22 protein-coding genes are annotated in these 25,598 nt (G+C 68.3%); 9 read left to right on the plus strand and 13 right to left on the minus strand.

Translation table 11 applies throughout. From position 1 onward, the window contains the following. Positions 1-428: 428 nt before the first annotated feature. Both ACZ5ZX_RS32225 and ACZ5ZX_RS32230 read right to left on the minus strand, forming a co-directional pair. The gene (locus ACZ5ZX_RS32225; RefSeq protein WP_465505757.1) at positions 429-926 is read right to left on the minus strand and encodes a helix-turn-helix domain containing protein; all 498 of its coding nucleotides are present in this window, start codon (positions 924-926) and stop codon (positions 429-431) included. A 218-nt stretch (positions 927-1,144) separates the two neighbouring features. After that, complete coding sequence (locus ACZ5ZX_RS32230) at positions 1,145-2,734, minus strand: alpha/beta hydrolase (protein ID WP_465505758.1); 1,590 nt, start codon at positions 2,732-2,734, stop codon at positions 1,145-1,147. 185 nt (positions 2,735-2,919) lie between these two features. Here ACZ5ZX_RS32230 and ACZ5ZX_RS32235 point away from each other — a divergent pair, with 185 nt between their 5' ends. Then, positions 2,920-3,612, plus strand: a complete 693-nt coding sequence (locus ACZ5ZX_RS32235; RefSeq protein ID WP_465505759.1) for a DNA alkylation repair protein — start codon at positions 2,920-2,922, stop codon at positions 3,610-3,612. Here the strand turns inward: ACZ5ZX_RS32235 and ACZ5ZX_RS32240 are convergent. The 8 genes from ACZ5ZX_RS32240 to infC all read right to left on the minus strand — a co-directional run bounded on the left by ACZ5ZX_RS32240 (position 3,593) and on the right by infC (position 13,969). Beyond that, a complete protein-coding gene (locus ACZ5ZX_RS32240) occupies positions 3,593-6,979 on the minus strand; it encodes a tetratricopeptide repeat protein (RefSeq protein ID WP_465505760.1) in 3,387 nt (1,128 codons plus the stop codon). The genes ACZ5ZX_RS32235 and ACZ5ZX_RS32240 overlap by 20 nt on opposite strands. A 96-nt stretch (positions 6,980-7,075) precedes the next feature. Continuing rightward, positions 7,076-9,646, minus strand: coding sequence for a phenylalanine--tRNA ligase subunit beta (gene pheT / locus ACZ5ZX_RS32245; protein WP_465505761.1), 2,571 nt, complete (start codon positions 9,644-9,646; stop codon positions 7,076-7,078). Further along, positions 9,647-10,711 carry a phenylalanine--tRNA ligase subunit alpha gene (pheS, locus tag ACZ5ZX_RS32250; protein WP_465505762.1) on the minus strand — a complete coding sequence of 355 codons (1,065 nt, stop codon included), beginning with the start codon at positions 10,709-10,711 and terminating at the stop codon, positions 9,647-9,649. A gap of 274 nt (positions 10,712-10,985) precedes the next feature. Then, positions 10,986-11,816 carry a DUF6159 family protein gene (locus ACZ5ZX_RS32255; protein ID WP_465505763.1) on the minus strand — a complete coding sequence of 277 codons (831 nt, stop codon included), beginning with the start codon at positions 11,814-11,816 and terminating at the stop codon, positions 10,986-10,988. Between the two features lie 33 nt (positions 11,817-11,849). Continuing rightward, on the minus strand, positions 11,850-12,692 hold the full coding sequence (locus ACZ5ZX_RS32260) for a TrmH family RNA methyltransferase (protein ID WP_465505880.1): 843 nt from the start codon (positions 12,690-12,692) through the stop codon (positions 11,850-11,852). After that, positions 12,689-13,066, minus strand: coding sequence for a 50S ribosomal protein L20 (gene rplT / locus ACZ5ZX_RS32265; RefSeq protein WP_037313135.1), 378 nt, complete (start codon positions 13,064-13,066; stop codon positions 12,689-12,691). The genes ACZ5ZX_RS32260 and rplT overlap by 4 nt, the downstream gene beginning before the upstream one ends. Positions 13,067-13,129: 63 nt before the next feature. Continuing rightward, positions 13,130-13,324 carry a 50S ribosomal protein L35 gene (gene rpmI / locus ACZ5ZX_RS32270; RefSeq protein ID WP_007028043.1) on the minus strand — a complete coding sequence of 65 codons (195 nt, stop codon included), beginning with the start codon at positions 13,322-13,324 and terminating at the stop codon, positions 13,130-13,132. Positions 13,325-13,393: 69 nt separating this feature from the next. Further along, on the minus strand, positions 13,394-13,969 hold the full coding sequence (gene infC / locus ACZ5ZX_RS32275) for a translation initiation factor IF-3 (RefSeq protein ID WP_061987075.1): 576 nt from the start codon (positions 13,967-13,969) through the stop codon (positions 13,394-13,396). Positions 13,970-14,237: 268 nt separating this feature from the next. Here infC and ACZ5ZX_RS32280 point away from each other — a divergent pair, with 268 nt between their 5' ends. From ACZ5ZX_RS32280 to ACZ5ZX_RS32290, 3 genes are all read left to right on the plus strand, one after another. Next, a complete protein-coding gene (locus tag ACZ5ZX_RS32280; protein WP_061987073.1) occupies positions 14,238-14,597 on the plus strand; it encodes a DUF1844 domain-containing protein in 360 nt (119 codons plus the stop codon). Positions 14,598-14,881: 284 nt separating this feature from the next. Continuing rightward, on the plus strand, positions 14,882-15,529 hold the full coding sequence (locus tag ACZ5ZX_RS32285) for a GntR family transcriptional regulator (RefSeq protein WP_465505764.1): 648 nt from the start codon (positions 14,882-14,884) through the stop codon (positions 15,527-15,529). Beyond that, a complete protein-coding gene (locus ACZ5ZX_RS32290) occupies positions 15,526-16,521 on the plus strand; it encodes a 1-aminocyclopropane-1-carboxylate deaminase (RefSeq protein WP_465505765.1) in 996 nt (331 codons plus the stop codon). Before ACZ5ZX_RS32285 ends, ACZ5ZX_RS32290 begins: the two co-directional genes overlap by 4 nt. 67 nt (positions 16,522-16,588) lie before the next feature. Here ACZ5ZX_RS32290 and ACZ5ZX_RS32295 read toward each other — a convergent pair whose 3' ends face one another. The 3 genes from ACZ5ZX_RS32295 to ACZ5ZX_RS32305 are packed head-to-tail and all read right to left on the minus strand — an operon-like array spanning position 16,589 to position 18,671. Beyond that, positions 16,589-16,972, minus strand: coding sequence for a RidA family protein (locus ACZ5ZX_RS32295; RefSeq protein WP_034321592.1), 384 nt, complete (start codon positions 16,970-16,972; stop codon positions 16,589-16,591). Continuing rightward, positions 16,969-17,733, minus strand: coding sequence for an IclR family transcriptional regulator (locus ACZ5ZX_RS32300; protein WP_465505766.1), 765 nt, complete (start codon positions 17,731-17,733; stop codon positions 16,969-16,971). Before ACZ5ZX_RS32300 ends, ACZ5ZX_RS32295 begins: the two co-directional genes overlap by 4 nt. Further along, entirely contained in the window at positions 17,730-18,671 is a 942-nt protein-coding gene (locus ACZ5ZX_RS32305) for a sugar kinase (protein ID WP_465505767.1), read from the minus strand. The genes ACZ5ZX_RS32300 and ACZ5ZX_RS32305 overlap by 4 nt, the downstream gene beginning before the upstream one ends. 150 nt (positions 18,672-18,821) lie before the next feature. Here ACZ5ZX_RS32305 and ACZ5ZX_RS32310 point away from each other — a divergent pair, with 150 nt between their 5' ends. The 5 genes from ACZ5ZX_RS32310 to ACZ5ZX_RS32330 are packed head-to-tail and all read left to right on the plus strand — an operon-like array spanning position 18,822 to position 25,594. Continuing rightward, positions 18,822-20,126 carry an amino acid deaminase gene (locus ACZ5ZX_RS32310; RefSeq protein ID WP_465505768.1) on the plus strand — a complete coding sequence of 435 codons (1,305 nt, stop codon included), beginning with the start codon at positions 18,822-18,824 and terminating at the stop codon, positions 20,124-20,126. Positions 20,127-20,159: 33 nt separating this feature from the next. Further along, on the plus strand, positions 20,160-21,755 hold the full coding sequence (locus ACZ5ZX_RS32315) for an N-acyl-D-amino-acid deacylase family protein (RefSeq protein WP_465505769.1): 1,596 nt from the start codon (positions 20,160-20,162) through the stop codon (positions 21,753-21,755). Beyond that, positions 21,752-23,140 carry a GntP family permease gene (locus tag ACZ5ZX_RS32320; protein ID WP_465505770.1) on the plus strand — a complete coding sequence of 463 codons (1,389 nt, stop codon included), beginning with the start codon at positions 21,752-21,754 and terminating at the stop codon, positions 23,138-23,140. The genes ACZ5ZX_RS32315 and ACZ5ZX_RS32320 overlap by 4 nt, the downstream gene beginning before the upstream one ends. 27 nt (positions 23,141-23,167) lie before the next feature. Then, the gene (locus ACZ5ZX_RS32325) at positions 23,168-24,298 is read left to right on the plus strand and encodes a lactonase family protein (protein ID WP_465505771.1); all 1,131 of its coding nucleotides are present in this window, start codon (positions 23,168-23,170) and stop codon (positions 24,296-24,298) included. Positions 24,299-24,310: 12 nt separating this feature from the next. Continuing rightward, entirely contained in the window at positions 24,311-25,594 is a 1,284-nt protein-coding gene (locus ACZ5ZX_RS32330) for an extracellular solute-binding protein (protein WP_465505772.1), read from the plus strand. Positions 25,595-25,598 lie beyond the last annotated feature (4 nt).

Below are 25,598 nucleotides of genomic sequence, written 5' to 3' on the forward strand. Positions count from 1 at the left end.
GGGTCCGGCCCGGGTGCCGGGGGTCCCCCCGTGCCCGGGGGCCAAACCCGCCCCAAGACGCCACCACAAATCCCATTAGTCACACCAGCCTCAGGTGCAACGATTCGCGTACCAACCCTCATTGCCACTCACGACCCCTTGCTCAAAACCGAACAACCACCCAAGCCGGACAGCCTTCTTCGGGAAGGTGCCCCTTGCGGACACCGGGCGCGGCCCGGCTTCCGTCAGACAGCCCGGTCCCACGCCGGGACACGCCACGTTTGCCTTGCCCCTCACCAGAACACTCCTTGCCAATCATGCCCCTCGCGAAAACACGCGAACTGTTCGATTCGGACACTTGCCTTCAGAAAAGTGTTTCCAGTGGACACCCCGGGGCCACGGTGGCCTGACGGCGGCCGCGAGGGCAGGTGCCCCGCGGCCGCCTGGATTCAGCCGAGTTCACTCACCACCTCTCGCTGACTCGGCGGGATCGGGAGATAGGCGCCACGGCGTTCCGGGTCGCAGCCGACCCTGGGCAGCCTTGCCCTGATCCCGCCCGGCGTCCGCTCGAACCGCCGCGCGATCTCCTCGACGCTTTCCCCGGCCAGCCAACGGCTTTCCAGTTCGGCGTCCAGTTCGTCGGACCACGGCAGGCCCTGATGCGCGGGGCGGTCCGCCGATCTTCGGCGACCGTTCCGGCCGTTGCTCCGCCCGGCGAACGCCATCAGCGTGTCGGAAAGGACGGTCGCCAAAGCCGGTACGGCCTCGGCGTCGATGTCGATCCTGCCTTCGGCGACAGGCTCCTCCTGCGGTCCGGCTCCGCCGACCATGACGGTCACCCAGCGGTCTTCCCCGGCCGCGCCGCCACCCTCACGGGCGGCGACCTCGATGCGATAAACGGTGTCCTGCACGCGGATCTCGGTCCGGTGCTCTTCGACAATGGTCATGCCGGGGACGCTAACGGGCGGTGCCGACAATTCCCCGGCCCGATGGCGGGAATCGGCGCCGGGACGGCGGATGACCGGTACTTTCATCGCGATTCGGGTCGAAAGGGTGCCGGTCATGCCGCCCGTCCAGCGCGTTTAGAGGACTGATCGCGGCAAGGGAAAGCCCCGGCCCGGAAATCCGGACCGGGGCGGCGAAGCATCCCGAAGAGCGATCGAACTCAGAAACGCAGCGTCTGAGCCAGCGTCTTCTTCTTCACTTCAGCGGCGGCCGAAGGCGCGTCCGACTTCTTCGCCGTCGCCGACGAACCGGCCGGAACCGGCGGCGGGACCGGGGTGCACTGCACGTCCGAACCGTTGCCCGGCTTCCGCTCGGGCAGCTTCCCGGTCAGCAGGTAGTCCGCGATCTTGTCGTCCACACAGGACACACCGGACAGCGAACCCGAGTGCGTCGTGCCGCCCGGAGCGCTGATCAGGCTCGAGTTCGGGTAGCGCTTGCGGACCTCCAGGCTGCCGGGGTACGGCGTCGCGGCGTCGTTCTCCTCGTTGACCAGCAGGATTCCCGGCACCTTGCGCCCGTCGATCTCCACCGGCTTGCCCGGCTTCGCCGGCCAGTTGAGGCACGGCGCGTTGAACCAGGCGTTGCCCCAGGTCTCGAACGGGGCCCGGAAGTGCGTGACCCAGTTGTCGAACTTCCAGCGAGGCCAGCTCTGCGGCCACGCCACGTCGGTGCACTGCACAGCCGTGTACACCGCGTAGCCGTTGTCCTGGCCCGGCGGGTTGGAGTCGTCGTACAGGCCCTTCAGGGTCTGCCAGTCACCCTTGTGCACCCACCCCGAGAAGGCGTTCGCCATGTCTTCCCAGCCGAAGACGTAGTAGCCGGCCTGCAGGAAGATGTCCGTCCACTCGGAACCGCCGATGACCCCGCCCGCGGGCTTGTCGTACAGCTTCTTCTGCTCGGCGTACCACAGCTTCTCCACCGCGGAAGCGGTCTTGCCGAGGTGGTAGACGTCGTCGTACTTGGCGAGCCAGCCGAAGTAGGTCTTGATGTTCTTGTCGAAGGCGATGTCCTGGTTCAGGTTCGCCTGGTACCAGACGTCGCGGGGATCGACCGTGCCGTCGAAGACCATCCGCCGCACGTTCTGCGGGAACAGCGTGCTGTACACCTGACCGAGGTAGGTGCCGTAAGAGAAGCCGTAGTAGTTGATCTGCTTCTCGCCCAGCGCCTTGCGCAGGCTGTCGACGTCCTTCGCGACATCGATGGTCTTGATGTGCTCCAGGATCGCGCCGTTCTTGGCGCACGCCTTCGCGTAACCCTCCGCCTTCGCGAGCCACGTCTTCTCGATGGCGCGAGTGGTGGGCACGTACTGCGGGCGGTTGTAGGAGGCGTAGTTGCCGTCGCAGGTCAGCGACGGCTTGCTCGACCCCACCCCACGCGGGTCGAAGCCGATCCAGTCGTACTCCTCACCCGCCTTCTTGGGAACGGCCCGGCCGAGCGTCGACAGTCCGAGGCCCGAGCCACCGGGGCCACCCGGGTTGACGATCATGACGCCCTGCGATTGGGCGGACTTGTGCTTCACCCGCGAGACGGCGATCGAGATCTTCTCGCCGCCGGGCTTCGCGTAGTCCAGCGGGACCTCGAGGAAGCCGCATTCCGCGCCGGCCTTGACCAGGCTCGGCCGGGTGCAGGCTCCCCAGCTGATGGGCTTCGGATCGAAGTCCGACGCCGAGGCGGCCGTGGCGGAGGGAGCGAGCGCCATGGTGCCGACGCCGATCCCCGCGACCGCCAGGGCGGCAACGAATTTCTTCACTGTGTTCCTTTTCGTCCGCGTTCGACCCGGTCGGGCCGAAGCTACCGAGAACCGGCTTCAATCTCGCTGACCGACACGTTGACCGCCATCCCTCTTTAGTCGGTATCCGCGCCCCGATCCGGGCATATCCGTCTTGTCGGTCCCCTGTCGTACGCTCGCGGCGGCCGCCTGGGAGAGGAGTGCGTATGGATGTGGTGAAAAGCCTGGTATCGGCGGTTCGCAACGGTTTGGCCGGACTGGCCGATGCGGAGAAGGCGACCGCGATGCGGGCGTACATGAAGTCGGAAATGCCGTTCCTCGGCGTGCCGAAACCTGCTAGGTCGGCTTTGCTGAAATCGGTTTTCGCGGAACATTTGCTACCCGATGAGGTGACCTTCTCCACCGCCGTGCGCACGCTGTGGCGCGAGGCGGAATTCCGCGAGGAGCGGTATGCGGCCATCGACCTCTCCGGTCACCGCGCCTACGCCCGCTGGCAGGACAGCGAGCTGCTCGGTCTGTACGAGGAGATGATCGTGACCGGCTCCTGGTGGGACTATGTCGACGAGCTCGCCATCCGCCGCGTCGGGCCGATCCTGCGGGCCGAGCCGGAGACGGTGCTCCCCCTGATGCTCACCTGGGCGTACGACGAGGACAGGTGGCGCCGCCGCACGGCGGTGATCTGCCAGGTCGGCGCCAAGGGCGGGACCGACACCGACCTGCTCACCCGGGCGATCGAAGCCAACCTCGACGACAAGGACTTCTTCCTCCGCAAGGGGATCGGCTGGGCACTACGCGAGTACGCGAAGACCGAGCCGGACTGGGTGCGCGCGTTCGTCGCCGCGCATCCGGCACTCTCGAATCTGTCCAGGAAGGAGGCGCTCAAGCATCTGGGCGGTTGAGCGCCGGTCGCGGGATCAGCGCGGAAAGCTCGTCGGTCACCCCGCCGAGCTCGGGCAGCAACTGTCCCGTCTCCTTCAAATCGCGGAGCAGGTCCAGGCGGATTTCCTGCGGCGGATCTTCTCCCAGAAGCTTGACGAGGTCACGTTTCGCGTCATCGGCGCGGCCGAGGACCAGGAAATAGAAGAGCGGCTGGGTCTTGACGTCCCAGTCACCCGGGGCGGCGGCCACGTTGGCCAAGACCTCCTCCAAGGCTTCTACGAACTGTCGTTCGGCTTCTTCTCCTCGCCCGGTCTTCAGATCCACCAAGGCGAGGAGATTGCGGATCCAAAGGGATCGCGACGCGAGTGGCCGCAAGACCGCCCTCGCCTCGTCCGGCTTCCCGGCGAACAGCAAGACCTCCCCGAGGTTCCCGCGGTATTCGGTGTCGTCCGGATCCAGCTCGATCAGTTCACGCAGTTCCTCGATGGCTTTGCCGTAGTCGCCCGCACGGCGCCGGATCTCCGCACGCAGGGCGCGGCCACTCTCGTCATGGCCGTCGGCCAGCGCGTTGTCCACATCGGACAAGGCACCGGCGAGGTCGCCGAAGAGAACGCGATGACGGGCGCGCTGGTAGTAGGCATACCCTCCGTCCCCGCCCAACCGGACCCCTTCGTCCAGCTCCGCCCTGGCTTCGTCGTGGCGATCCAGCTTCGCCAGGGTGTCCGCCCGGGTCACATGGAAGAAGGAGTTCGACGGGCTCGATTCGAGCGCGACGTCGATATCGGCGAGAGCGGCCCGGTGGTCGCCCATTCTGTGGCGGGCCATCGCCCGCCAGGTGTACGCCCATGCGTTGCCGGGGTCGAGTTCGATCGCGCGGCTCAAGGCCTCCACCGCTTCACCGTTCCTCTTCAACCGGCTGAGCGTCATCCCTCGCCACAGGTGATTCTCGGCGTCCTCGGGAACCAGCTCGACAGCCCGGTCGAAGTCGGCCAGCGCCGCCTGCCGATCACCGAGGTCGTCATGGGCGAGCCCGCGCATGTAGTACGCCCACTCGTAGTCCGGGTCGATCCGGAGCGCGGCGGTGAAGCCGTCGATCGCGAGGCGGTGCCGTCCCGCGCTCCGGTGGAACGCCGCCCGGATCGCGGGTGGCCTGGCGCTGCCGGGATCCGCCGCGATAGCCGTGTCCAAGACCTTCGCGGCCTCGTCGTCATCACCGATCTTCCCGAGGAACCAGGCGAGCTCGGTCAGGTAATAGACGTCCTGGGGACGGAGCGCGGCCGCCGCCCGGTACCCGGTGAGCGCCTCGGCGGTCTCCCCCAGTTCGGCCAGGAGGACCGCCCGGTAGTGGACCGCCCAGGCGTAGTCGGGATCGAGTCGGATGGCGATGTCGATTTCGTCGATGGCCCTCCGGAGGTCTCCGCGCTTGTGGTGCACCGCGGCGCGGGCCGTGTAGGCCCACGCGTGGTCCGGCTGCAGGCGGACGGCTTCGTCGAGATCGGTCATCGCACCGTCGAGATCGCCGAGTTCGGTTCGTGCCGAACCGCGGCCACGCCACGAGTACGCGTAGGCGGGGTCGAGTTCGATCGCCCGGTTCAGGTCTTCGAGCGCCGGCGCCCAGTCCGACTGGTTGCGGAGGAAGTTACCGCGATCGCTCCAGGTGTAGGGATCGGCGGGGTTGAGGTCGAGAGCACGGTCGAAATCCCTTTTCGCCGCCTCGAGTTCGTCCCGGCCCTCATAAGCCCAGGCGCGCCGCCTGATCACCGTCGAGAGCCTGGCCGCGTCGAGTTCACCGGCGCCGGCGAGCAGATCGAGGACTTCCACTTCACGTGGGCCGTCGCCGTCTCCCACCGCTTCAGCCAACCGCCGTGCCCAGCGCAGGACGGCGGGCTCGTCGGCGTCTATGCCCGCCTGCTCCATCATGCGTGCCCAGGTTCGTGCGGCCGCGGTGCTGGTCGTGATCATCTCGGCGGCGCCGAGCAGGGCGTCCGGCAGCGCTTCGACCGGATCGCCGCAGAGCCGGTGGTAAGTCTGTTCCAGTTTCCTTCGCTGCCAGCGTTCGTCGTTCCAGGCATCGCGATTCCTGCCGTGCCCGAGTTCGGTGCACCGGCCTTCGTAGTACCCGGCGAGCTTGCGATGGTGTTCGGCGAACTCCCCGGGTGAACGACCGCGTTCCATGCGCACCATCGGACCGCGGACCACCGGGTGGTAGCGCACCGGCAGCTCGCGCCGCCCGACGAACGGCAGTTCCCGCAGCCAGCGGAACGTCTCCCCCGCGGTTTCCTTCCCGGTCAGGACGCCGAGGACGTCTTCGTCCAGGACGCGGGGTAGCGAAGCCGTGGCGGCGATCTTCTGTTTGGCCTCTTCGGGAACCCAGTGCAGGAACCGCTTGACCGCGTCGTCGCCGGGATCACCGACGGCGTCCGCCTCGGAGGGCTTTCGCTCCGCCAGCATGGCGACCAGGACGGGCAGGCCGTCGGTCAGCCGCAGCACGGTCTCGATCACCTGCTCGTCGGTGATCCCGTGCTCGGCGAGCAGGTGGCGCGCCTCGGGCTCGGTGAACGGCCGGAGTTCGATCTCGCGCACCAGCGGCGCATGCCGGTTCCATTTCGCCTCGTCCAGCGGGAACTGGCCGGCCAAGGTGAGCACCAGGTTCTGCGGCAGATCTCCGTACCGGCCGCCGAACAGGTCCAGCAGCCAGGTCTCCAGCACCGGCGCCGTCCGTTCGAAGGTGTCGAAGAACAGCGTGATCTGCCGGGATTCCGGAATCCGCCAGAGATCCTCGACGAACGGTTTGGTCAGCTCCTCCGCCGGGTCCAGGAGCAGCTGGACGTCGGCCTTCCGTTTGAACTTCGCCGCGAGGTAGCTCTGCAGCTGCTCCAGCTGTTTCGCCGTCGCGTCGGCATCGATCGCGTCCGCGGCGATACTGCCGCCGGGTAGGGTCTTCGCCACGCCGAGACCGGCCTTGACCACGGTTTTGGTGACGAGCGCGCGACCGGCCGCGGGAGCCTGCGGATCGCTGTGCAGTCGTTCCCGCGCCTTGAGGTAGGACTCGTAGCGCTTCTCGAATCGCCGCATCTCGTGCCCGCCGCGAGCGAGGTCCTTCGCGAGTTTGACCAGTGTCGCGGGCAGATCCTGGAGGCGATCGTCCGCGAACCCGACGGCGGCGCGGGATTCCTCGGCGATACCGCGAAGCTGTTCGAGGAGGAAGGTCTTGCCGACTCCCGCGAGACCGTGGACCGAGAACAGGTACCGACGGCGCCGGTCGCTGCCAGGCAGCGCCAGGTTGGCCCGGAAATCTTCACGTTCCCCGACGCGGCCGACGAAACCGTCGCTCAACCGGGCACGGGCGATGTCTTGGATGCTGGACCGACCGTCTGGACGTGACACAAGTCCTCACTTTGCCACACCTCTTAGCGCGTGAAGGCCCCCTTCCCTCGGCTGAGCCGAGGGAAGGGGGCCTTCACGGGACTTCGGGACGTTGGGTCAGGCTCGCAGGCTCGCGCCGAAGCGCTCACTGGCGACGGTGACCGCGGCGTCGCGAGCCTTGGTGGCCTCGTCGACGGTCAGCGTGCGATCCGCGGCGCGGAACCGCAGCTTGTACGCCACCGAACGCTTACCCTCGCCCACCTGCTCACCCTCGTAGGAGTCGAACAGCGTGATGTCTTCGAGCAGCTCGCCCGCGCCTTCGCGCAGTGCCTCGGCCAGATCGGCGGACGGCACGTCCGACGCGGCGACGAGGGCGACGTCGAGCAGCACCGGCGGGTAGGCCGAGATCCTCGGCGCCGGACGGCCGTCCGGGATCGGGATCGCGTCCAGGTCGAGTTCCATCGCGACGGTGCGCGGCGGCAGCCCGAGTGCCTCGACGACCTTCGGGTGCAACTCACCGGCGTAACCGACGGGCCACTGCCCCACCCGCAGCTGTGCGCAGCGGCCGGGGTGCCACGGCAGGTGATCCGCCGCGGCCGTGGTCAGCTCGACCCCGGCGGCCTGCGCCACCAGCCGGGCGGCCTGCACCGCGTCGGCCCAGTTCGCCTGCTCGCCCGCGCCCCACCAACCGGCGCGGCCACGCTGGCCGGCGAGGACGACGGCGACGTGCACCGGCTGCGGCGGGACGGCCGCCTCCAGTACCGCGAGTTCCTCGTCGGTCGGCCGCCGGTCCACCCCGAGGGAAGGCATCGGGAGCGGGTTCGCCCCGGGCAGCACGACCTGTCCGATGTGGAACAGCGAAACATCCTTGAAGCCACGGGAGATGTTGCGCTGCAAGGTTTCCAGCAGCCCCGGAAGCAACGTGCTCGCCATCCGGTCCTTATCCGCTTCCAGCGGGTTGCGGATCTGGACGGTACGACGGCGGACGTCGTCTTCCGGCAGCCCGAACGAATCCCAAACCGAATCCGAGATGAACGGGAAGGGCAGCACCTCGACGTAGCCCGCCTCGGCCAGCGCACGCGCGACCGAGCGGCGACGGCGCTGCGTGTCGGTGAGGCCACGGCCCGCCGGGGCGTCGGGCAGCACCGACGGGATGCTGTCGTAGCCCTCCAGCCGGAGCACCTCCTCGACCAGATCGGCGGGCTGCACCAGGTCGCCACGCCAGCTCGGCGGGATCGCGGTCACCAGCGCGGTGCCGTCCTCGGCCGTGCCCACGTTGACCTTGCAGCCGATCTGCGAGAGCCGCCGGACCGTGACACCGCGCTCGTAGCGCACCCCGGCAACCTGGTCGGGCAGGCTGATCGGCATGGTCACCGGCGGGTTCGGCTCGACGCCGCCCTCGTCGGTGCGGCCGGGCAGGATCGAGCCGTCGCCGTACTGGCGCAGCAGACGGGCGGCGAACTCGACGGCCACCGCGCACAGCTGCGGGTCGGTGTAGCGCTCGAACCGTTTGGCCGCCTCGGAGAACAGCTTGTGACGGCGGGCCGTCCGGCTGATCGACGACGGATCCCAATGCGCGGCTTCGAGGAGCACGTCGGTGCTCTCGGGGGTGATCTCGGTGGACGCTCCGCCCATCGTGCCCGCCAGCGAGATGACCCCGCTGTCGTCGGCGATGACCACGTCGTCCGCGTCGAGGGTGCGCTCGGCATCGTCCAAAGTGGTCAGTTTCTCGCCCGGCTTCGCCTTGCGCACCACCAGATCGCCCTTGACCGAGCTGGTCGCGAACGCGTGGAGCGGATGGCCGAGCTCGATCATCACGTAGTTGGTCACGTCGACCGCGAGCGAGATCGAACGGATCCCCGCCAGCATCAGGCGGCGGCGCATCCACCACGGCGTCGGCGCGGTCGCGTCGAGGTCCTTGACCCGGCGCAGCACGAACCGCTTGCACCCCTCGGTGTCTTCGAGGTGCACCGGCCACGCGTCGGTCTCGGCCTCCGGGACCTCGATGGACGCCGGGTCGCCGAACGGGACGTCGAGCGCGTTCGACAGTTCGCGGGCCAGCCCGCGGACCGACAGCGTGTACCCGCGGTCCGGGGTCGGCGTCACCTCGAGGACGGTGTCGTCGAGACCGAGGAGCTTGTTCGCGTCCTCACCCGGGCTGGCGGTGCTCGGCGGCAGCACGAGGATGCCGGAGTGGTCGTCTCCGATGCCGAGTTCGCTCGCGGAGCAGATCATGCCGTCACTGAGCCGGCCGTAGGTCTTGCGCGAGCCGATCTCGAAACCGCCGGGCAGCACGGTGCCGGGCAGCGCGACGATGACCAGGTCGCCCTCGGCGAAGTTCGTGGCACCGCAGATGATCCCGCGGGTCTTGATCCCCGTCGGTCCGTCGTCCTCGAAGGGGCCTTCGTCATCGTCGTCTTCATCCGCGTCGACGGATTCGTCGGGCTTGTCGCCGTCATCGTCGGATTCGCCGACGTCGACCCGGCAGAAACGGACCGGCTTCTTGAACTCGGTCAGCTCCTCGATCTCGGCCACGCGGCCCACCACGAGCGGGCCGGTGACCGGTTCGAGCGGGCGGACGTCGTCGACCTCGATGCCGATGCGCACGAAGGCGTCGGCCAGATCCTGGGCCGTGACCTCCTCGTCGACGTCGAGATGTTCGGTCAGCCAGCTGGCTGGGACCTTCACTCAGGCCTCCGTTCCGAAGGGCAGGGTGAACCTGATGTCGCCCTCCACCATGTCGCGCATGTCCGGAATTCCGTTGCGGAACTGCAGGGTGCGCTCGATACCCATGCCGAAGGCGAAGCCCGAGTAGACCTCGGGATCGACGCCGCAGGCACGCAGGACGTTGGGGTTGACCATGCCGCAGCCGCCCCATTCGACCCAGCCGGCGCCGCCCTTCTTCTGCTCGAACCAGACGTCGACCTCGGCCGACGGCTCGGTGAAGGGGAAGAAGTGCGGGCGAAGACGGGTCTTCGAGCTTTCGCCGAACATCGCGCGGGCGAAGGCGTCGAGGGTGCCCTTGAGATGCCCCATCGTCAGGCCCTTGTCCACCGCGAGCCCCTCGACCTGCGAGAACACCGGGGTGTGCGTGGCGTCGAGCTCGTCGGTCCGGTAGGTGCGGCCGGGGCAGACGACGTACACGGGCAGGTCGCGGTGCAGCAGCGTGCGGGCCTGTACCGGCGAGGTGTGCGTCCGCAGCACCAGCCCGGAGTCCTCCTCACCGAGGTAGAACGTGTCCTGCAGCTGGCGAGCGGGGTGGTCTTTGCCGAAGTTCAGCGCGTCGAAGTTGAACCACTCGGCCTCGAGTTCCGGGCCGTCGGCGACCTCGTAGCCCATCGCGACGAACGCGTCGGCGATCCGCTCCGACAGGGTCGAGATCGGGTGCCGGGCGCCACGGGGCACGCGGTCCCACGGCAGCGTGACGTCGACGGTCTCCTCGCGGAGCACCTTTTCGTCACGCTCGGCCTGGAGTACGACGCGACGCGCGTCGAAAGCGGCCTGGATGGCTTGGCGCGCTTCGTTGACCCGCTTCCCCGCCTCGGCCTTCTCCTGCTTCGGCAGGGCGCCGATCTCACGGCGAGCGAGCAGCAGCGGAGACTGGTCACCGAGGTGAGCGGGCTTGACCGCGGCCAGCGCGTCGAGATCCGCCGCGGCGGCGAAATCGGTCTCGGCCTGCTTGACGGCGGCCGTCAACGTTTCCGGCGCGAGCGTTCCCGCCTGGGGGTCCTGCTTGTCGTTGGCTTCGGACATAACTCCTCGGCGTCCGCTGGGACTGGTCCGGTGCACGCGAGCGCACGCATGGGTTTAGCAGCAGCTGAATTCTATGGGACAGCGAACGGCGGCCCCCGATCACCCTAGGGCTGGGCACACCGTCACCCGGGAGTGCGAAAGACGCGCTCTACGCCGTAAACAAGGTGCTGGAACGAACACCGCGTTCCATGAGAGCTCCCTTGTGTCGTGATGCGGACGGCGTGATACCCGCGACCTTAGGCGCTCACGTCCGGTGAAGCCATCGAATTCCGGCTCAGCGCCCGGCGAAAGCGCCTTCGAAGTCCACCTTCCCGAACGCTTCCGGGACGATGCCGTCCGCGGCGTAGCGGTACAACGCGGTCTGGTAGATCCCGGAAAGCGTCGTGCAGACGATGGAGACCAAGAACCCCCACACGAGTGAAATCCCGATGGCGACGAAGATCGTGATGGTGCCGCCGAGCAGCATGCCCGCACCGACGATGACCGCGAAGCCCGCCAGCGACACCAGGAAGCCGATCACCCAGATACCGGCCTCGCCGACCGCCTGCTCGCCCCAAGTCCGCTTGAACAGCTGGGCCGACCGCTTCGCCCCGTGCCGGACACCGGCGTCCTCGATCATCATCACCGGGAGGACGAGGTAGGTGACGAGGCTCCAGGCGGCGCCGATCAGGCCGCTGATGAAGTAGCCGATGAAGTCGAGACGCCGCTCGATCTGCCGGAGGATCAGGGAAACCGTGGCCGTCACCGCGGACCAGCCCAGCAAGGGCAGCCAGCGGCGGCCGGCCGCGGCCAGCCCGTCGGCCACGCGGGGATCGTCACCGCGAAGCGCGACGTCCGCCTGTGAGATGAGCGCGGCGTTGAAGAACACCGTGACGAACGCGGCGGCGAGGTAGAACAGGCCGAGCATCACGTACGAAGCAGGGGTCAGCCGGGAGTGGTCGGCGATTTCGGTATGGGAAATCCAGTAGCCCGACCCGAGGAACACCGCGGCCACCAGAAGGCCGGCGACTCCGGCCAGCACCGGGAAGACCGCGAGTTCCTTGCGGGACCGCAGAACACGCCAAGAAGCACCGAACAAAGCGAAAGAACGGGCGATACGCCCCATGATGACTCCCCAGAATCCAATGGAGTCCGGAGTCTAGCGAGCCTGACGCGGTGCCATCGCGGTGGTGTAGACGCAGATCGCGGCGGCCGTCGCGAGGTTCAGGCTTTCCGCCCGGCCGTACATCGGGATCTTGACCGCGAGATCGACGGTGTCGAGTACGCGCGCGGGCAGGCCGTGCGCCTCGTTGCCGAACACCCACGCGACGGGTTCGCCGAAGGTCACCTGATCAAGCTCGGTTTCGGCGTAGCCGTGTGCGCCGAAGGTGCGGAGACCGGCGGCGGAGCAGGCCTTCAAGGCCGCGTCGACGTCACGGATCCGGGTGATGGCCGGGTGGAACAGACTGCCGGCGGCCGCGCGGACGCATTTGCCGTTGTGCGGGTCGACACTGTCTCCCGCGAGGACGACCGCGTCGGCGCCCGCCGCGTCCGCGACCCGGATCACGGTGCCGGCGTTCCCGGGGTCCGCGACGTCGACGAGGACGACGACGAGCCTCGCGCCCGGCTTCAGCACAGTCTCTTGTGGACGGTCGACGAGGGCGCAGACCGCGACGATGCCTTGCGGCGTCACGGTCTCGGACAATCCGTCGGCGGCGCGGTCGGAGATCGGCGAAACGGGTACGCCCGCCTCGCGCGCGGTGACGAGCAGACGCTCGTGCTGTACGGCGGCGCGTTCGGTGACGAACAGCTCGTACACCTTGCCGCCGTCTTCGAGGGCGTGGGTGAGCGCGGCTTCGACCGCGTTCGCGCCCTCGGCGAGGAACCTCCCGGTCTTCTCCCGCTCGGACCGGCGGGTGAGCTTGCGCGCAGCAACAACCCGGGGCGTCCGTTCGGTGAACGGAGCGGCCCCGGGTTGCGGAAGAGCGCTGTCGCCGGTCAGGCCGACTTCTTCTCTTCGGTGTTCACGTTGGCCTTGGCCAGCTCGGCCAGCGCGGCGAACGCGGCGGCGTCGTTGACGGCGAGGTCCGCGAGGATCTTGCGGTCGACCTCGACACCCGCGGTCTTGAGACCCTGGATGAAGCGGTTGTAGGTGACGCCGTTGGCGCGAGCGGCCGCGTTGATGCGGGTGATCCACAGCTGGCGGAAGTCACCCTTGCGGGCACGGCGGTCCCGGTAGGCGTAGTTCAGCGAGTGAAGCGTCTGCTCCTTCGCCTTGCGGTACAGCCGCGAACGCTGGCCGCGGTAGCCGCTGGCGAGCTCGAGAGTCGCGCGACGCTTCTTCTGGGCGTTGACAGCCCTCTTGACGCGTGCCACTGGGTCCATCCTGTCGATCTGGGGGCGCGCTGGCGCGCCCGGCGTTTACAAAGTGCGGGAGTGTCAGCGGCCGAGAAGGCGCTTGACGCGGCCGACGTCGTTCTTGGCGATCTCGGTCGTGCCCTCAAGGCGACGGGTGAGCCTGTTGGACTTCTTCTCCATCAGGTGGCGGCGGCCGGCCTTCTGGCGGCGCAGCTTGCCCGAACCCGTGACGCGAACTCGCTTCGACGTCCCGCTGTGCGTCTTCATCTTCGGCATTACGTTGTCCTCTTTCGTGCGGCGGCACACCGGTGTTCTCCGGTGTGCCGCTGACATGGCTGGTCGGCGCTACGCGTCGGCGGGCGGCTCTGGCGACTCGTCCTTGGTGGCCTTCGTGGCCTTGGTCGGCTTCACGTTCTTGTGCGGAGCCAACACCATGATCATGTTGCGGCCGTCCTGCTTCGGCGACGACTCGACGAAACCGAGTTCCGTCACCTCGTCGGCGAGCTTCTGCAGCAGCCGGAAACCGAGTTCCGGCCGGGACTGCTCGCGACCGCGGAACATGATCGTGACCTTGACCTTGTTGCCTGCCGCAAGGAAGCGCGACACGTGACCCTTTTTGGTCTCGTAGTCGTGCTGGTCGATCTTCGGCCGCAGCTTCTGCTCTTTGATGACGGTGAGCTGCTGGTTGCGGCGGGACTCGCGGGCCTTCTGCGCGCTCTCGTACTTGAACTTGCCGAAGTCCATGAGCTTGCATACGGGCGGGCGTGCCTGAGGGGCGACCTCGACGAGATCGAGATCGTTCTCCTGTGCCAGCCGCAGTGCATCTTCGATCCGGACGATGCCGACCTGTTCACCGGCTGGCCCGACGAGGCGGACTTCCGGTACCCGGATTCGGTCGTTGATGCGTGTCTCGGAGCTGATGGGGCCTCCCTGGTTCGAGGTAAATTCTTCTACCGTTTCGACCTGGTGCCCACATACCGAAGGCCTCGGTACCGTGCGGTACGCGAGGCCCACTCTTTCCGATCGTGCTCGATCTCCAGAACCGAACACACCGCCTCGACGCCCGAAATCGTCTTGGCGAGACCGGACCCGGACACCTGGTGTTGCGGCGGTGACACGGGTGGGAGCGGGGCTCCACTTGCCGCCCCCGATCGCTCGGGGGCTGGTCGCTCGTGGAAGGGTACCAGACGTGTCAGAAGAACCGGTTCAGCAGCCCCCGTATTCCCCGGACGTCCGCGACCTGGAGGACATCCCGAGCGTCGAGGTGATCAGCAGGGCGGCCGTCATGCTGCTCTCCGCGGGCGCCGAACGGCTCGGCCTCGCCGACGAGGACCCGGCCAGCTCACCGCACCGCGACCTCGACGAGGCCCGTCGCCTGATCACCGCCCTCGCCGGGCTGGTCACCGCTTCGGCAGAGTACCTCGGCCTGCACGCGGGCCCGTTACGCGACGGCCTGCAGTCGCTGCAGAAGGCGTTCCGCGAGGCTTCGGCCGTGCCGGACGCGCCTGGGCAGGGTCCGGGCGAGAAGTACACAGGACCCGTTTACTAGCGGACCGGACAGCCCCCGTGCCATGAAGGGGCCTTTCCCCTCATCCCATGCGGCGAAGGGCGCTTTCCTCGCATGAGATGAGAGGAAAGGCCCCTTCAGCCCCCGTCGCATCCCAGACCACGCTCCGTGAAGGCCCGACTCCAGGCCAAGGCGTGTTATGAACGGGACTTTCATTGCGAAATTTGCAATGAAAGTCCCGTTCATGGCGTTTGCGGGGCGGCGAGGTGGACCCCGCACGACGCCCGCGCCGGCCATCACTTCAGTCGACAGCTAACATTTCAGATGTGAGTGGGTTAGCGAAGGTGCCGCGGTCCCTCCTCCGGGACGAGGCCTACGAGAACATCCGCCGGGCGATCATCGACGGGACGCTGCCGCCGGGGACGAACCTGCGCGACGGCGATCTGGCCGAGCAGCTGGGTCTTTCCAGGGCGCCGGTGCGCCAGGCGCTGCTGCGCCTCATCGAGGACGGCCTCGTCGAGTCGAAGCCGCAGAGCTACACGCGGGTGGCGGGGTTCGTCCCCGACGACGTCCGTGACGCTCTGCAGCTGGTCCGCACCCTGCACGAGTTCGCCGTCCGGGTGGGCGCGCCGCGGATGGGCCCGGCCGAGGTCGAAGCGATGCGCGCGGCCAACACCCGGTTCGCCGAAGCGATCGCAGCCGGGGACATCGCGGCCGCGATCGCCGCCGACGACGCACTTCACGACGTTCCGGTGGCCGCCGCGCGCAACCGGGCGGTCGCCGCGACGCTGGACCGCTACACGCCGCTGCTCCGGCGTCTCGAGTACGCCCGTTTCGGCTCCCTGCCCGCGCACCGGTCGGTCCAGCGCCACGCGGAACTGGCCGACGCCATCGAAGCGGGCGACGTCGAAGCGGCCTGCTCGATCACCGCCACGATCTGGACCGAACTCGAAGCCCTCCTGGAGACGCCATGACCCTCGCCGACTTCCCGCGCTACCCGCTGCTGTTCGGCCCCTCCCCCGTGCACCCGCTCGACCGGCTCACCACTCATCTCGGCGGCGCGAAGGTCTGGGCGAAACGCGAGGACGTCAACTCGGGCATCGCGTTCGGCGGCAACAAGACCCGGAAGCTCGAATACCTGGTCGCCGACGCGCTCGCCTCGGGAGCGGACACGCTGATCTCGATCGGCGGCGTGCAGTCGAACCACACCCGCCAGGTCGCCGCGGCGGCGGCGCGGGCCGGGCTGAAGGCCGTACTGGTGCAGGAGAGCTGGGTGGACTGGAACGACCCGCTCTACGACAAGGTCGGCAACATCCAGCTCTCGCGCATCCTCGGCGCCGACATCCGGATGGTCGAGGCCGGCTTCGGCGTCGGCTTCAAGGAGAGCTGGGAGAACGCGGTCAAGGAGATCGAGGCCGACGGCGGCAAGCCCTACGCGATCCCGGCGGGCGGATCGGACCACCGTCTCGGCGGCCTCGGTTTCGCGAACTGGATCGTCGAACTCGAGGCGCAAGAGGCCGAACTCGGCGTCTTCTTCGACACGGTGGTCGTCTGCTCGGTCACCGGCAGCACGCAGGCCGGGATGGTGGCCGGGGCCGCGCTTTCGGGGAAGCCCCGGCGGATCCTCGGCATCGACGGCTCGGCGAAACCGGCGGAGACCCGCGACCAGATCACCCGTATCGCCCGCGCGACCGCGGAGCTGATCGGTGCGGGCGAGATCGACGAAGTCGAACTGGACGAGCGCTACCACGCCGGGATCTACGGTATCCCGGACGAGTCCACTTTGGACGCCATCCGGACGCTGGCGCGACTGGAGGGCGTGCTCACCGATCCGGTGTACGAGGGCAAGTCGATGGCCGGTCTGATCGATCTCGTTTCGCGCGGGGAGATCGCGAAGGACTCGAACGTCCTCTTCGCGCACCTGGGCGGGCAGCCCGCGCTTAACGGATACACGAGCGTCCTGTAACGGCTGCCATGAAAGGTCCTTTCCTTGCAAAATTTGCAAGGAAAGGACCTTTCATGGCGCGTGTGGATCAGTCCGTCACGGCCAGGACGTCGATCTCCACCAGCAGGCCGGCGGGCAGACCGACGTACACGGTGGTGCGGGCCGGGTGCGGCGCTTCGCCGATCAGCTTGTTGTAGACCTCGTTGAACGCGCCGAAGTGGTCGACGTCGGTCAGGTACACGCGCACCATCATCGCGTCGGCCAGGCTCGAACCGGCGGCCTCGAGCACCGCTTCGATGTTCTTGAACGTCTGCTCCGTCTGCTCACCGACGGTCTCGCCGACGATGGCGCCGGTGGCCGGGTCGAAGGCGACCTGGCCGGCCACCTGCAGGATGTTGCCCTTGCGGACCGCCTGCGAGAACGCGGCCACCGGCTTCGGCGCGTTCTCCGTGCTGATCGCGGTCTTGCTCATTCCAACTTCCCCTTTCGGTTCCCCGTCCATCCACTGTGGACGGAAGCTTCTTCGGCCGCGGCGAGCAGCTCCGGCACGAGCGCCATCAGGCCGTCGTAGTCGAGCAGCACCTTCGGCACCGACACCGACGCGGCGGCGAGTACCACGCCGCCCGGCCCGCGCACCGGCGCCGCGACGCAGTGGATGAAGTCCTCGTGTTCGGCGTTGTCCACCGCGTAGCCGCGGTCGGCGACGAGATCCAGTTCGGTCTCGTAGGCCGACGGCGTGGTGATCGTGTTCGGCGTGCGCGTGAAGAAGTCGATCCTCGACACCACGTCGGCCCGCTTCTCCGGCGTCATCGCCGCGACGAGCACCTTGCCGACGGCGGTGCAGTGCAGCGGGGCGCGTTTGCCGATGCGGGAGTACATCCGCACCGAATGCCTGCCCTCGAACTTGTCGATGTAGACCACCTCTCCGTCCTCATAGGACGCGAGGTGCACGGTGTGTCCCGTCCGCGCGTTGAGCCCGGCCAGCGCGGATTGGGCGGTGCGGCGGACATCGCGGTCTTCCAGCGCCTGCTGCGCGAGATCGAACAGCGCGCTGCCGAGCCGGTAGTACCGTTGACCTTCCCGGCGCACGAAGTGATGCGTCTCCAGGGTGCGCAGCAGCCGCAGCACGGTCGACTTGTGCACGCCGATCTCCTCGGCGAGCTGGTCGAGTGTCTTCGGCTCGCGGGCGAGCCCGCTCAGCAGGGTGAGCGCCCGGTCCAGGCTCTGGCTCATCCGCCCACCAATCCCTTGTTTGTCAGCTTCGCCGCCGCCCATGCTGCCTCATCCGCCCCGATGAGCGCTTCGACGACCGAGCCGGGCAGTGGCGTCCCCACGTCGTCGTGGGTCAGCAGGGTGGCCGCGGCCTGCAGATGACCGCGACGGAGCCGGGTCGCGGGGTCGTCGCCGCGCAGCGTGGCGGCGAGGAAACCGGCGGCGAACGCGTCACCGGCGCCGACCGGCTCCACGACCTCGACCTGGAGCGCGGGTGAGAACAACGGTGGCTCCTCGCCTTCGACGAGCGTCACCCCGCGGGCCCCGTGCTTGACGACCAGCGTCTTCGGGCCGGGTACGACGGCGCGCAGCCGTTCCGGGTCACCGGTCCCCCACACCCGCTCGGCCTCGTCCTCGCCCGCCAGCACGATGTCGGCGCGGGCGGCCAGCCCGGCCAGCACCGACGGGTCGCGCCCGGTCCACAGCGCGGGCCGGAAGTTCACGTCGAACGACACCAGCGTTTCGCCACGCGGTCGTTCCATCAGTGCCCGCACCAGGTCGAGGCAGCCGTCCGACAGGGCGGGGGTGATCCCGGACAGGTGGATGACGCGCACCCCGTCGAGGTCGAGTTTCCCCAGCAGCCCGGCGTCCATTCCGGACGCGGCGGAGCCCTTGCGGTAGTAGCGCACGGGGCTGCCGTCCGCTCCGCTCTCCTTGATGTACAGCCCGGTCGGGCGCGTCGGATCGACCACGACCGCGCTGACGTCCACCCCCGCTTCACCGATCTCACGCACCAGCGCGCGGCCGAACGGATCGTCGCCGACGGCACTCACCCACGCGCTGGCGAACCCCAGCGCCGGGAGATGACAGGCGACGTTCGATTCGGCTCCGCCGATGGTCCGCACCCACTTCCGCACCTCGTCGGGCGGCCCGGATTCGGCCGGTACGAACAAGGCCATCGACTCCCCGATGCATAAAACCTCGGGCGCGCTTGTCACCTTCGCGTCTCCTAGTCGTCACGCCGTTGACCTCCAGCGGACCGGATGCTACACCTATCCCACGCAATATGCGCAACGTCCGTTGCAACATACGCAACCGAGGTGAACCTCATGTTCCAAGCCGGCACCATCGATTCCGCCGCGGTCGCGGCCATCCGGGAGGAACGCGTCGACTGGCGCTTCCGCTCGGTGGCGCCTTCGCTGTCCGGGCTCACGATCGGCGAGGCCGCGGCCCGCGGCGCGAAGCTGTTCGACGACGGCTTCTTCGGCCCGTTCGTGGTCCTCGACGAAGAGGCCGTCGAACACAACCTGCGCACGATGGCGGGCTGGTGCGCCGAACGCGGGGTCGCGCTGGCCCCGCACGGCAAGACGACGATGGCGCCGCAGCTGTTCGAGCGGCAGCTGAAGCACGGTTCCTGGGGCATCACCTGCGCGAACGCGGGGCATCTGCGGATCTACCGGGCGTTCGGGGTCTCCCGGATCCTGCTGGCGAACCAGCTGCTCGACCCGTCCGGCCTGAAATGGCTCGCCGCGGAGCTGGACGCCGACGACGACTTCGAGTTCGTCTGCTGGGTCGACTCGGTCCGCGGTGTCGAGCTGATGACCGAGGCCCTGCGTGGTGCCCGCCGCAAGGTGGACGTCCTGGTCGAACTCGGCGCCGAGGGCGGCCGCACCGGTGTCCGCGACACCGAGACCGCGCTCGCCGTCGCCGAGGCCGCGCACGCGAGCCCGGCCCTGCGGCTGCGGGGTTCCGGTGGGTACGAAGGCGCGCTTTCCCACCACACCGACGAAAAGTCGCTCCAGCTGATCAGCTCCTATGTGGACGGTCTGCGCGAACTGGTCTTCGCCTTCGCCGCCAAGGGCCTGCTCGACGACGCCGGGCAGATCATCGTCACCGGTGGCGGCAGCGCCTACTTCGACCGCGTCGCCGACGAACTCACCAAGGATTGGGGCGACCTGGACGTCCTGCCGATCCTGCGCAGCGGCGCCTACGTGACCCACGACGACGGCTTCTACCGGGTGATCTCCCCGCTGGGCGAGCATCCGCGCATCGGCGGCGTCGCCTCGTTCCGTCCCGCGCTGCGCGCCTGGGCCCAGGTGACGTCGAAGCCGACGGACGAACTCGCGCTGCTCACCATCGGCAAACGCGACGCGTCCTTCGACGAAGGCATGCCCGAGCCGCGCCTGATCCGCAAGGGCGACGGGCCGCCGTCCGCGCTCGAAGGTCATTCCATCCAGAAGATGAACGACCAGCACGCCTTCCTCACGCTGCCCGCGTCGTCGCCGGTCGAAGTCGGCGACTGGATCGCGCTCGGCCTGTCGCATCCGTGCACCGTGTTCGACAAATGGCCGCTCATCCCGGTCGTCGGCCCCGACGGCGAGACCGTGCTCGATTTCGTCCGCACCCATTTCTGATCCGTCCTCCACCGCCGCAGAGGAAGAATCACCATGGACATCGTTGTCCGCTCCGCACTGGTCGCCGACGGCACCGGGGATCCGCTCACCAGGCACGACGTGGGCATCTCCGACGGCCGGATCGCCAGTGTCGCCGAACCCGGCTCGCTCGCGGGCCGCCGCACCATCGACGCCGACGGACTCGTGCTCGCGCCTGGGTTCATCGACATGCACTCGCATTCCGACCTCCAGCTGCTCGCGAATCCGGACCACCTCGCGAAGCTCTCGCAGGGCGTCACGACCGAAGTCCTCGGGCAGGACGGGCTCTCGTACGCGCCCGTGAACGACGACGTCCTCGCTTCGCTGCGCCAGCAGCTCGCCGGATGGAACGACGATCCGGCAGGCTTCGACTGGAACTGGCGCTCGGTCGGGGAATACCTCGACCGGCTCGACGCCGGGATCGCGGTCAACGCCGCCTACCTGGTGCCGCAGGGCACCGTCCGGATGCTCACCGTCGGCTGGGAAGACCGGCCCGCGACCGAGGCCGAGATGAACGCGATGAAAGAACTCGTCGCGACCGGGCTGGCCGAGGGTGCCATGGGCATGTCGTCGGGGCTCACCTACACACCGGGCATGTACGCCACCACCGAGGAACTCGTCGAGCTGTGCCGGGTCGTCGGCGAGAACGGCGGTTTCTACAGCCCGCACCACCGCAGTTACGGCAAGGGCGCGCTCGAAGCCTTCGGAGAGATGGTCGACGTCTCCCGCCGGTCGGGCTGCCCGCTGCACCTCGCGCACGCCACGATGAACTTCTCGGTGAACAAGGGCAAGGCGCCCCAGCTGCTGGAGCTGCTCGACCAGGCGCTCGACGACGGCTGCGACATCTCGCTGGACACCTATCCCTATCTTCCCGGCGCCACTTACCTTTCCGCGCTGCTGCCGAGCTGGTCGACCGAAGGCGGCCTCGGCGCCACCCTGGCCCGCCTGTCCGATGTGGACACCCGCGAGCGGATCCGCGCCGAGATCGAGGAGACCGGCTCCGACGGCGCTCACGGCGTACCGATCGACTGGGACGCCATCGAGATCAACGGCGTCCGGCGGGACGAGAACTCCCACCTCGTCGGGCACTCCGTAGCCGCTTCGGCCCAGCGGGCCGGAAAACCGGCCGCGGACCTGTACTTCGACGTCCTGATCTCGGAAAAGCTCGGCACCTCATGCCTGATGCACGTCGGGCACGAGGAGAACGTCCAGGCGATCATGCGCCACCGCACGCACACCGGTGGCAGCGACGGACTTCTCGTCGGAGCCCGGCCGCATCCCCGCGCCTGGGGCACGTTCCCGCGTTATCTCGCGCGCTATGTCCGCGAACTCGGCGTTCTCGACCTCGCCGAATGCGTCGCCCACCTCACCGGCCGCGCCGCGAAACGCCTGCGGCTGACCGACCGGGGCCTCGTCCGCGCCGGATACGCGGCGGACCTCGTGCTGTTCGACCCGGAAACCGTCGCCGACACCGCCACGTTCGACGAACCGCGGCAGCAGGCCGCCGGTATCCCCCATGTCTTCGTCAACGGTGTCGCCGCCATCGACGATGGTCAACCGACCGGCGCCCTCGCCGGCCATTCACTGCGCAACCCCGGGAGTGTCCGATGATCGACTGGCTCCAACATTCGACGGGAGGGCTCCTGACCCTCGCCGCCGTCTCGATCGCGGTGTTGCTGTTCCTCATCATCAAGGTCAAACTCGAGCCCTTCATCGCGCTGATCGTGGTCGGCCTGCTGACCGCGCTGGCCGCGGGCTTGCCGGTCGGCCAGATCGTCGGTTCCGCGCAGAAGGCGTCGGACTCCCTGCTGGAAAAGGGTTTCGGCGGGATCCTCGGGCATATCGCCGCGATCATCGGTCTCGGCACCATCCTCGGGTCCATTTTGGAGCGTTCCGGTGGGGCGAAGGTGCTCACCGGCGCGCTGCTGCGGGCCATCGGTGAGAAGCGGGCCCCGCTGGCGATGGGCCTCGCGGGATTCGTCTTCGGCATCCCGGTCTTCTTCGACATCGGCATCTTCGTGCTGGCACCGCTGGTCTACGTCGCCGCCAAACAGGGCGGCCGCTCGCTGGTGCTGTACGCGCTGCCGCTGCTCGCCGGTCTTTCCATCACGCACGCGTTCCTCCCGCCGCACCCCGGCCCGGTGGCCGCGGCCGGCCTGCTGCACGTGGAACTCGGCTGGATCATCCTGATGGGCCTGGTCTGCGGTATCCCGGCGTTCCTCGTCGGCGGCGTCGCGTACTCGACCTGGATCGGCAAACGCGTCGACGTCGAGGTCCCCGCGGAATTCCTGATCGCCGAGGAAGAGGGCGAAAAGGAGGAGAACCCGCCGTCGCTCCGCCTGGTGCTGGCGATCATCGCGGTCCCGCTGGTGCTGATCCTCGCCGGGACCTTCGGCAGCATCTGGCTGCCCAAGAACTCCGCGCCCGCCGGTGTCGCCGCGTTCATCGGTACCCCGGCGGTCGCCCTGACGATCTCGGTGCTGCTCGCGTCGTGGCTGCTGGGCCTGCGCCGCGGTCTGACGGGCAAGGACTTGAGCGAGCTTTCCGCGAAGTCGCTGCGCCCGGTCGCGATGATCCTGCTGGTGGTCGGGGCGGGCGCGTTCTTCGGTGCCGTGCTGTCCGCCACCGGTATCGGCAAGGCCGTCGCGGGATCGCTGGACAACGCCGGTCTCCCGGTCATCCTCGCCGCGTACGTGATCAGCTGCGGGATGCGGATCGCGCAGGGCTCGGCCACCGTCGCGATCGTGACCACGAGCGGCATCGTCGCGCCGACGGTGGCGACGCTGGGCTATTCCCAGATCCAGCTCGCGCTGCTGGTCGTCGCGATCTCGGCCGGGTCGATCATCGCCTCGCACGTGAACGATGGCGGGTTCTGGATCATCTCGCGGTACTTCAACATGACCGTGCCGCAGACCCTGAAAACCTGGACCGTCCTGGAAACCGTCCTTTCCGGTTCCGGTTTCGGCGTGGCAGCATTGCTCATGGCAGTGGTTTAAACCACCCGACATCTGGGAGAAATCACGATGACCGGACTCGATCGACGCACCTTCCTCGGCGCCGTCGGAGCGGCTGGACTCACCACCGTTCTCGGTTCCCAGCTCGCGAACGCTTCCGAACAGACCTGCGGACCGAAGGGAACCGGGGCCATCTACGTCAGCAGTTACACCAGTTCCGGGCACGGGCTCGATGTCGCTCACCGGGACGCGGCGACCAACGCGCTCGTCGTCGACCGGACCATTCCGGGGATCAGCAACGCCTCCTGGTTCGACATCAGCGCCGACCGCAAGACGCTGTATGTGACCAATGAGGACGAGAACGGCCAGATCTCCGCGCTGAGCCTCACCGATCCGGCGAAACCCAAGCTGCTCAACAAGAAGTCGGCGAAGGGGCAGCACCCGACGCATCTGAGCGTCCATTCGAGCCAGAAGTACGTGCTGGCCGCGAACTACAGCAGCGGCAGCGTCGTCGTCCTCCCGATCCTCGCCGGCGGGAAACTCGGCGACGTCGTCGATCTGGCGCAGCACAAGGGCGCCGAGCGTCAGGCGCACGCGCATCAGGTGGTCAACGATCCCACCGGCAAGTGGGTGCTCGCGGTCGACCTCGGCGCGGATTCGGTGTACGTCTACAAACTCGACGTCGCCACCGGGAAGCTCAAGCTGAACCAGCAGCTCAAGCTCCCCTCGGGCGCCGGTCCCCGGCACCTCGCCTTCCACCCCAACGGCAAGTACGCCTACATCCTCGGCGAGTTGCGTGCCGAGGTGACTGTCGCCGCGTGGAACCCGGCCACCGGCAAGCTCACCGCGGGCCAGGTCGTCCCGGCCGTCCCGGCGGGCACACCCGGCGAGCAGTATCCGGGCGAGATCGCCACGTCCAAGGACGGCAGGTTCGTCTACGCGTCGGTGCGCGGCTCCGACACCATCGCGTCGTTCGGCGTCGGCGAGGACGGGAAGTCCTTGAAGCTGCTGAACAACGCGCCCGTCGGTGGCGTGTACCCGCGTCACTTCACCCTCGACCCGACCGAGCGCTGGTTCTACGTCTCGAGCGACAAGTCCGGCACGCTCAGCTGGCTGCCGCGCGATCCCGACACCGGTCTCCCTGGCGCCGTCGCCGGGAAACTGGCGCTCGCCCAGGTCAATTCCGTCTTTTTCACCTAAGGAGAAACTCCCATGAGAACTCGCGTGCTCATCGCGGGCCTCGCGGCGATCGGCCTCGTCTCAGGCTGTGCGCCGGCGCAGAACACCCCCGCCGCGAGCGGTGGTGACGAGAAGTCCGGCACGGTCCGGGTCTGGCTGTTCGACGAAGCCAACCGCGCGCCCAAGGAGGCCGCGGTCAAGGAGGCGATCGCCGAGTTCAAGGCGGCGCATTCCGGCGTCGAGGTCGACGTCCAGTGGATCCCGGTGGAAGGCCGCGCGGACAAGTTCTCCGGAGCCTTCAACGATCCGGCCAGCGCGCCGGACGTCGCCGAGTTCGGCAACACCGACGTCTCCAGTTACGCCGCCACCGGCGCACTGGCCGACCTGACCGGCGATCTCTCGTCGTGGAAGGAAGGCGCCGACATGCTCCCGGCGGTACTGGAGACGGCGAAATCCGGCGGCAAGACCTACGGGCTCCCCTGGTTCACCGGCATCCGCGCCTTGTACTACCGCACGGACCTCTTCACCGAACTCGGCCTCAAGCCGCCCGCGACGCTGGCGGAACTGACCGAGACCGCGAGGACCATCCGCGCCAGGAAGCCGGAGCTGTACGGCATCTCCGTCGGTGGCAAGTACACCTACGCGATGCTGCCGTTCGTCTGGGCGAACGGTGGCGAGATCGCGAAGCAGGACGGCGGCAAGTGGAAGTCCACTATGGACTCCGAGCAGGCCATGGCCGGAGTGACGGCGTACGCGAACCTCCTGAAGGCGGACATCTGCCCGCCGGAGCAGTGCGCCAACCTCACCGGGACGCAGAGCATCACGGCCTTCGCCGGCGGCAAGGCGGGGATGTCGATCGGTGGTGACTTCAACCGCAAGGCCGTCGAAGCCGGTCAGGTCAAGGGGAAGTACGCGATCATCCCGATCCCGGGCACCGAGGCGGGCAAGATCGCCCCGGCGTTCGCGGGCGGCAACCTGCTCGGCGTGTTCAACGCGACCAAGCGCAAGAGTCTCGCGGTCGAGTTCACCGAACTGCTCGGTGGCGCCAAGTACCAGGAGAAGATGTACACCGCCATGGGCAACCTGCCGACGCTCGCCAGCGTCCAGCAGAAGGTCGCCGCGAGCGACCCGTCGGTCAAGCCGTTCGTCGACACGCTCACCGCGGGCACGAAGTTCGTCCCCGCCACCGCGGCGTGGTCGAAGATCGACGCGCAGAACGTGCTGCCGACCGCGATCCAGCAGATCGCGACCGGTGGCAAGGATCCGGCGGCCGCGCTGGCCACCGCGACCGCCGAGATGAACAAGGCGTTCGGCTGATCCC

The sequence above is a fragment of the Amycolatopsis sp. NPDC033938 genome (assembly GCF_055575975.1).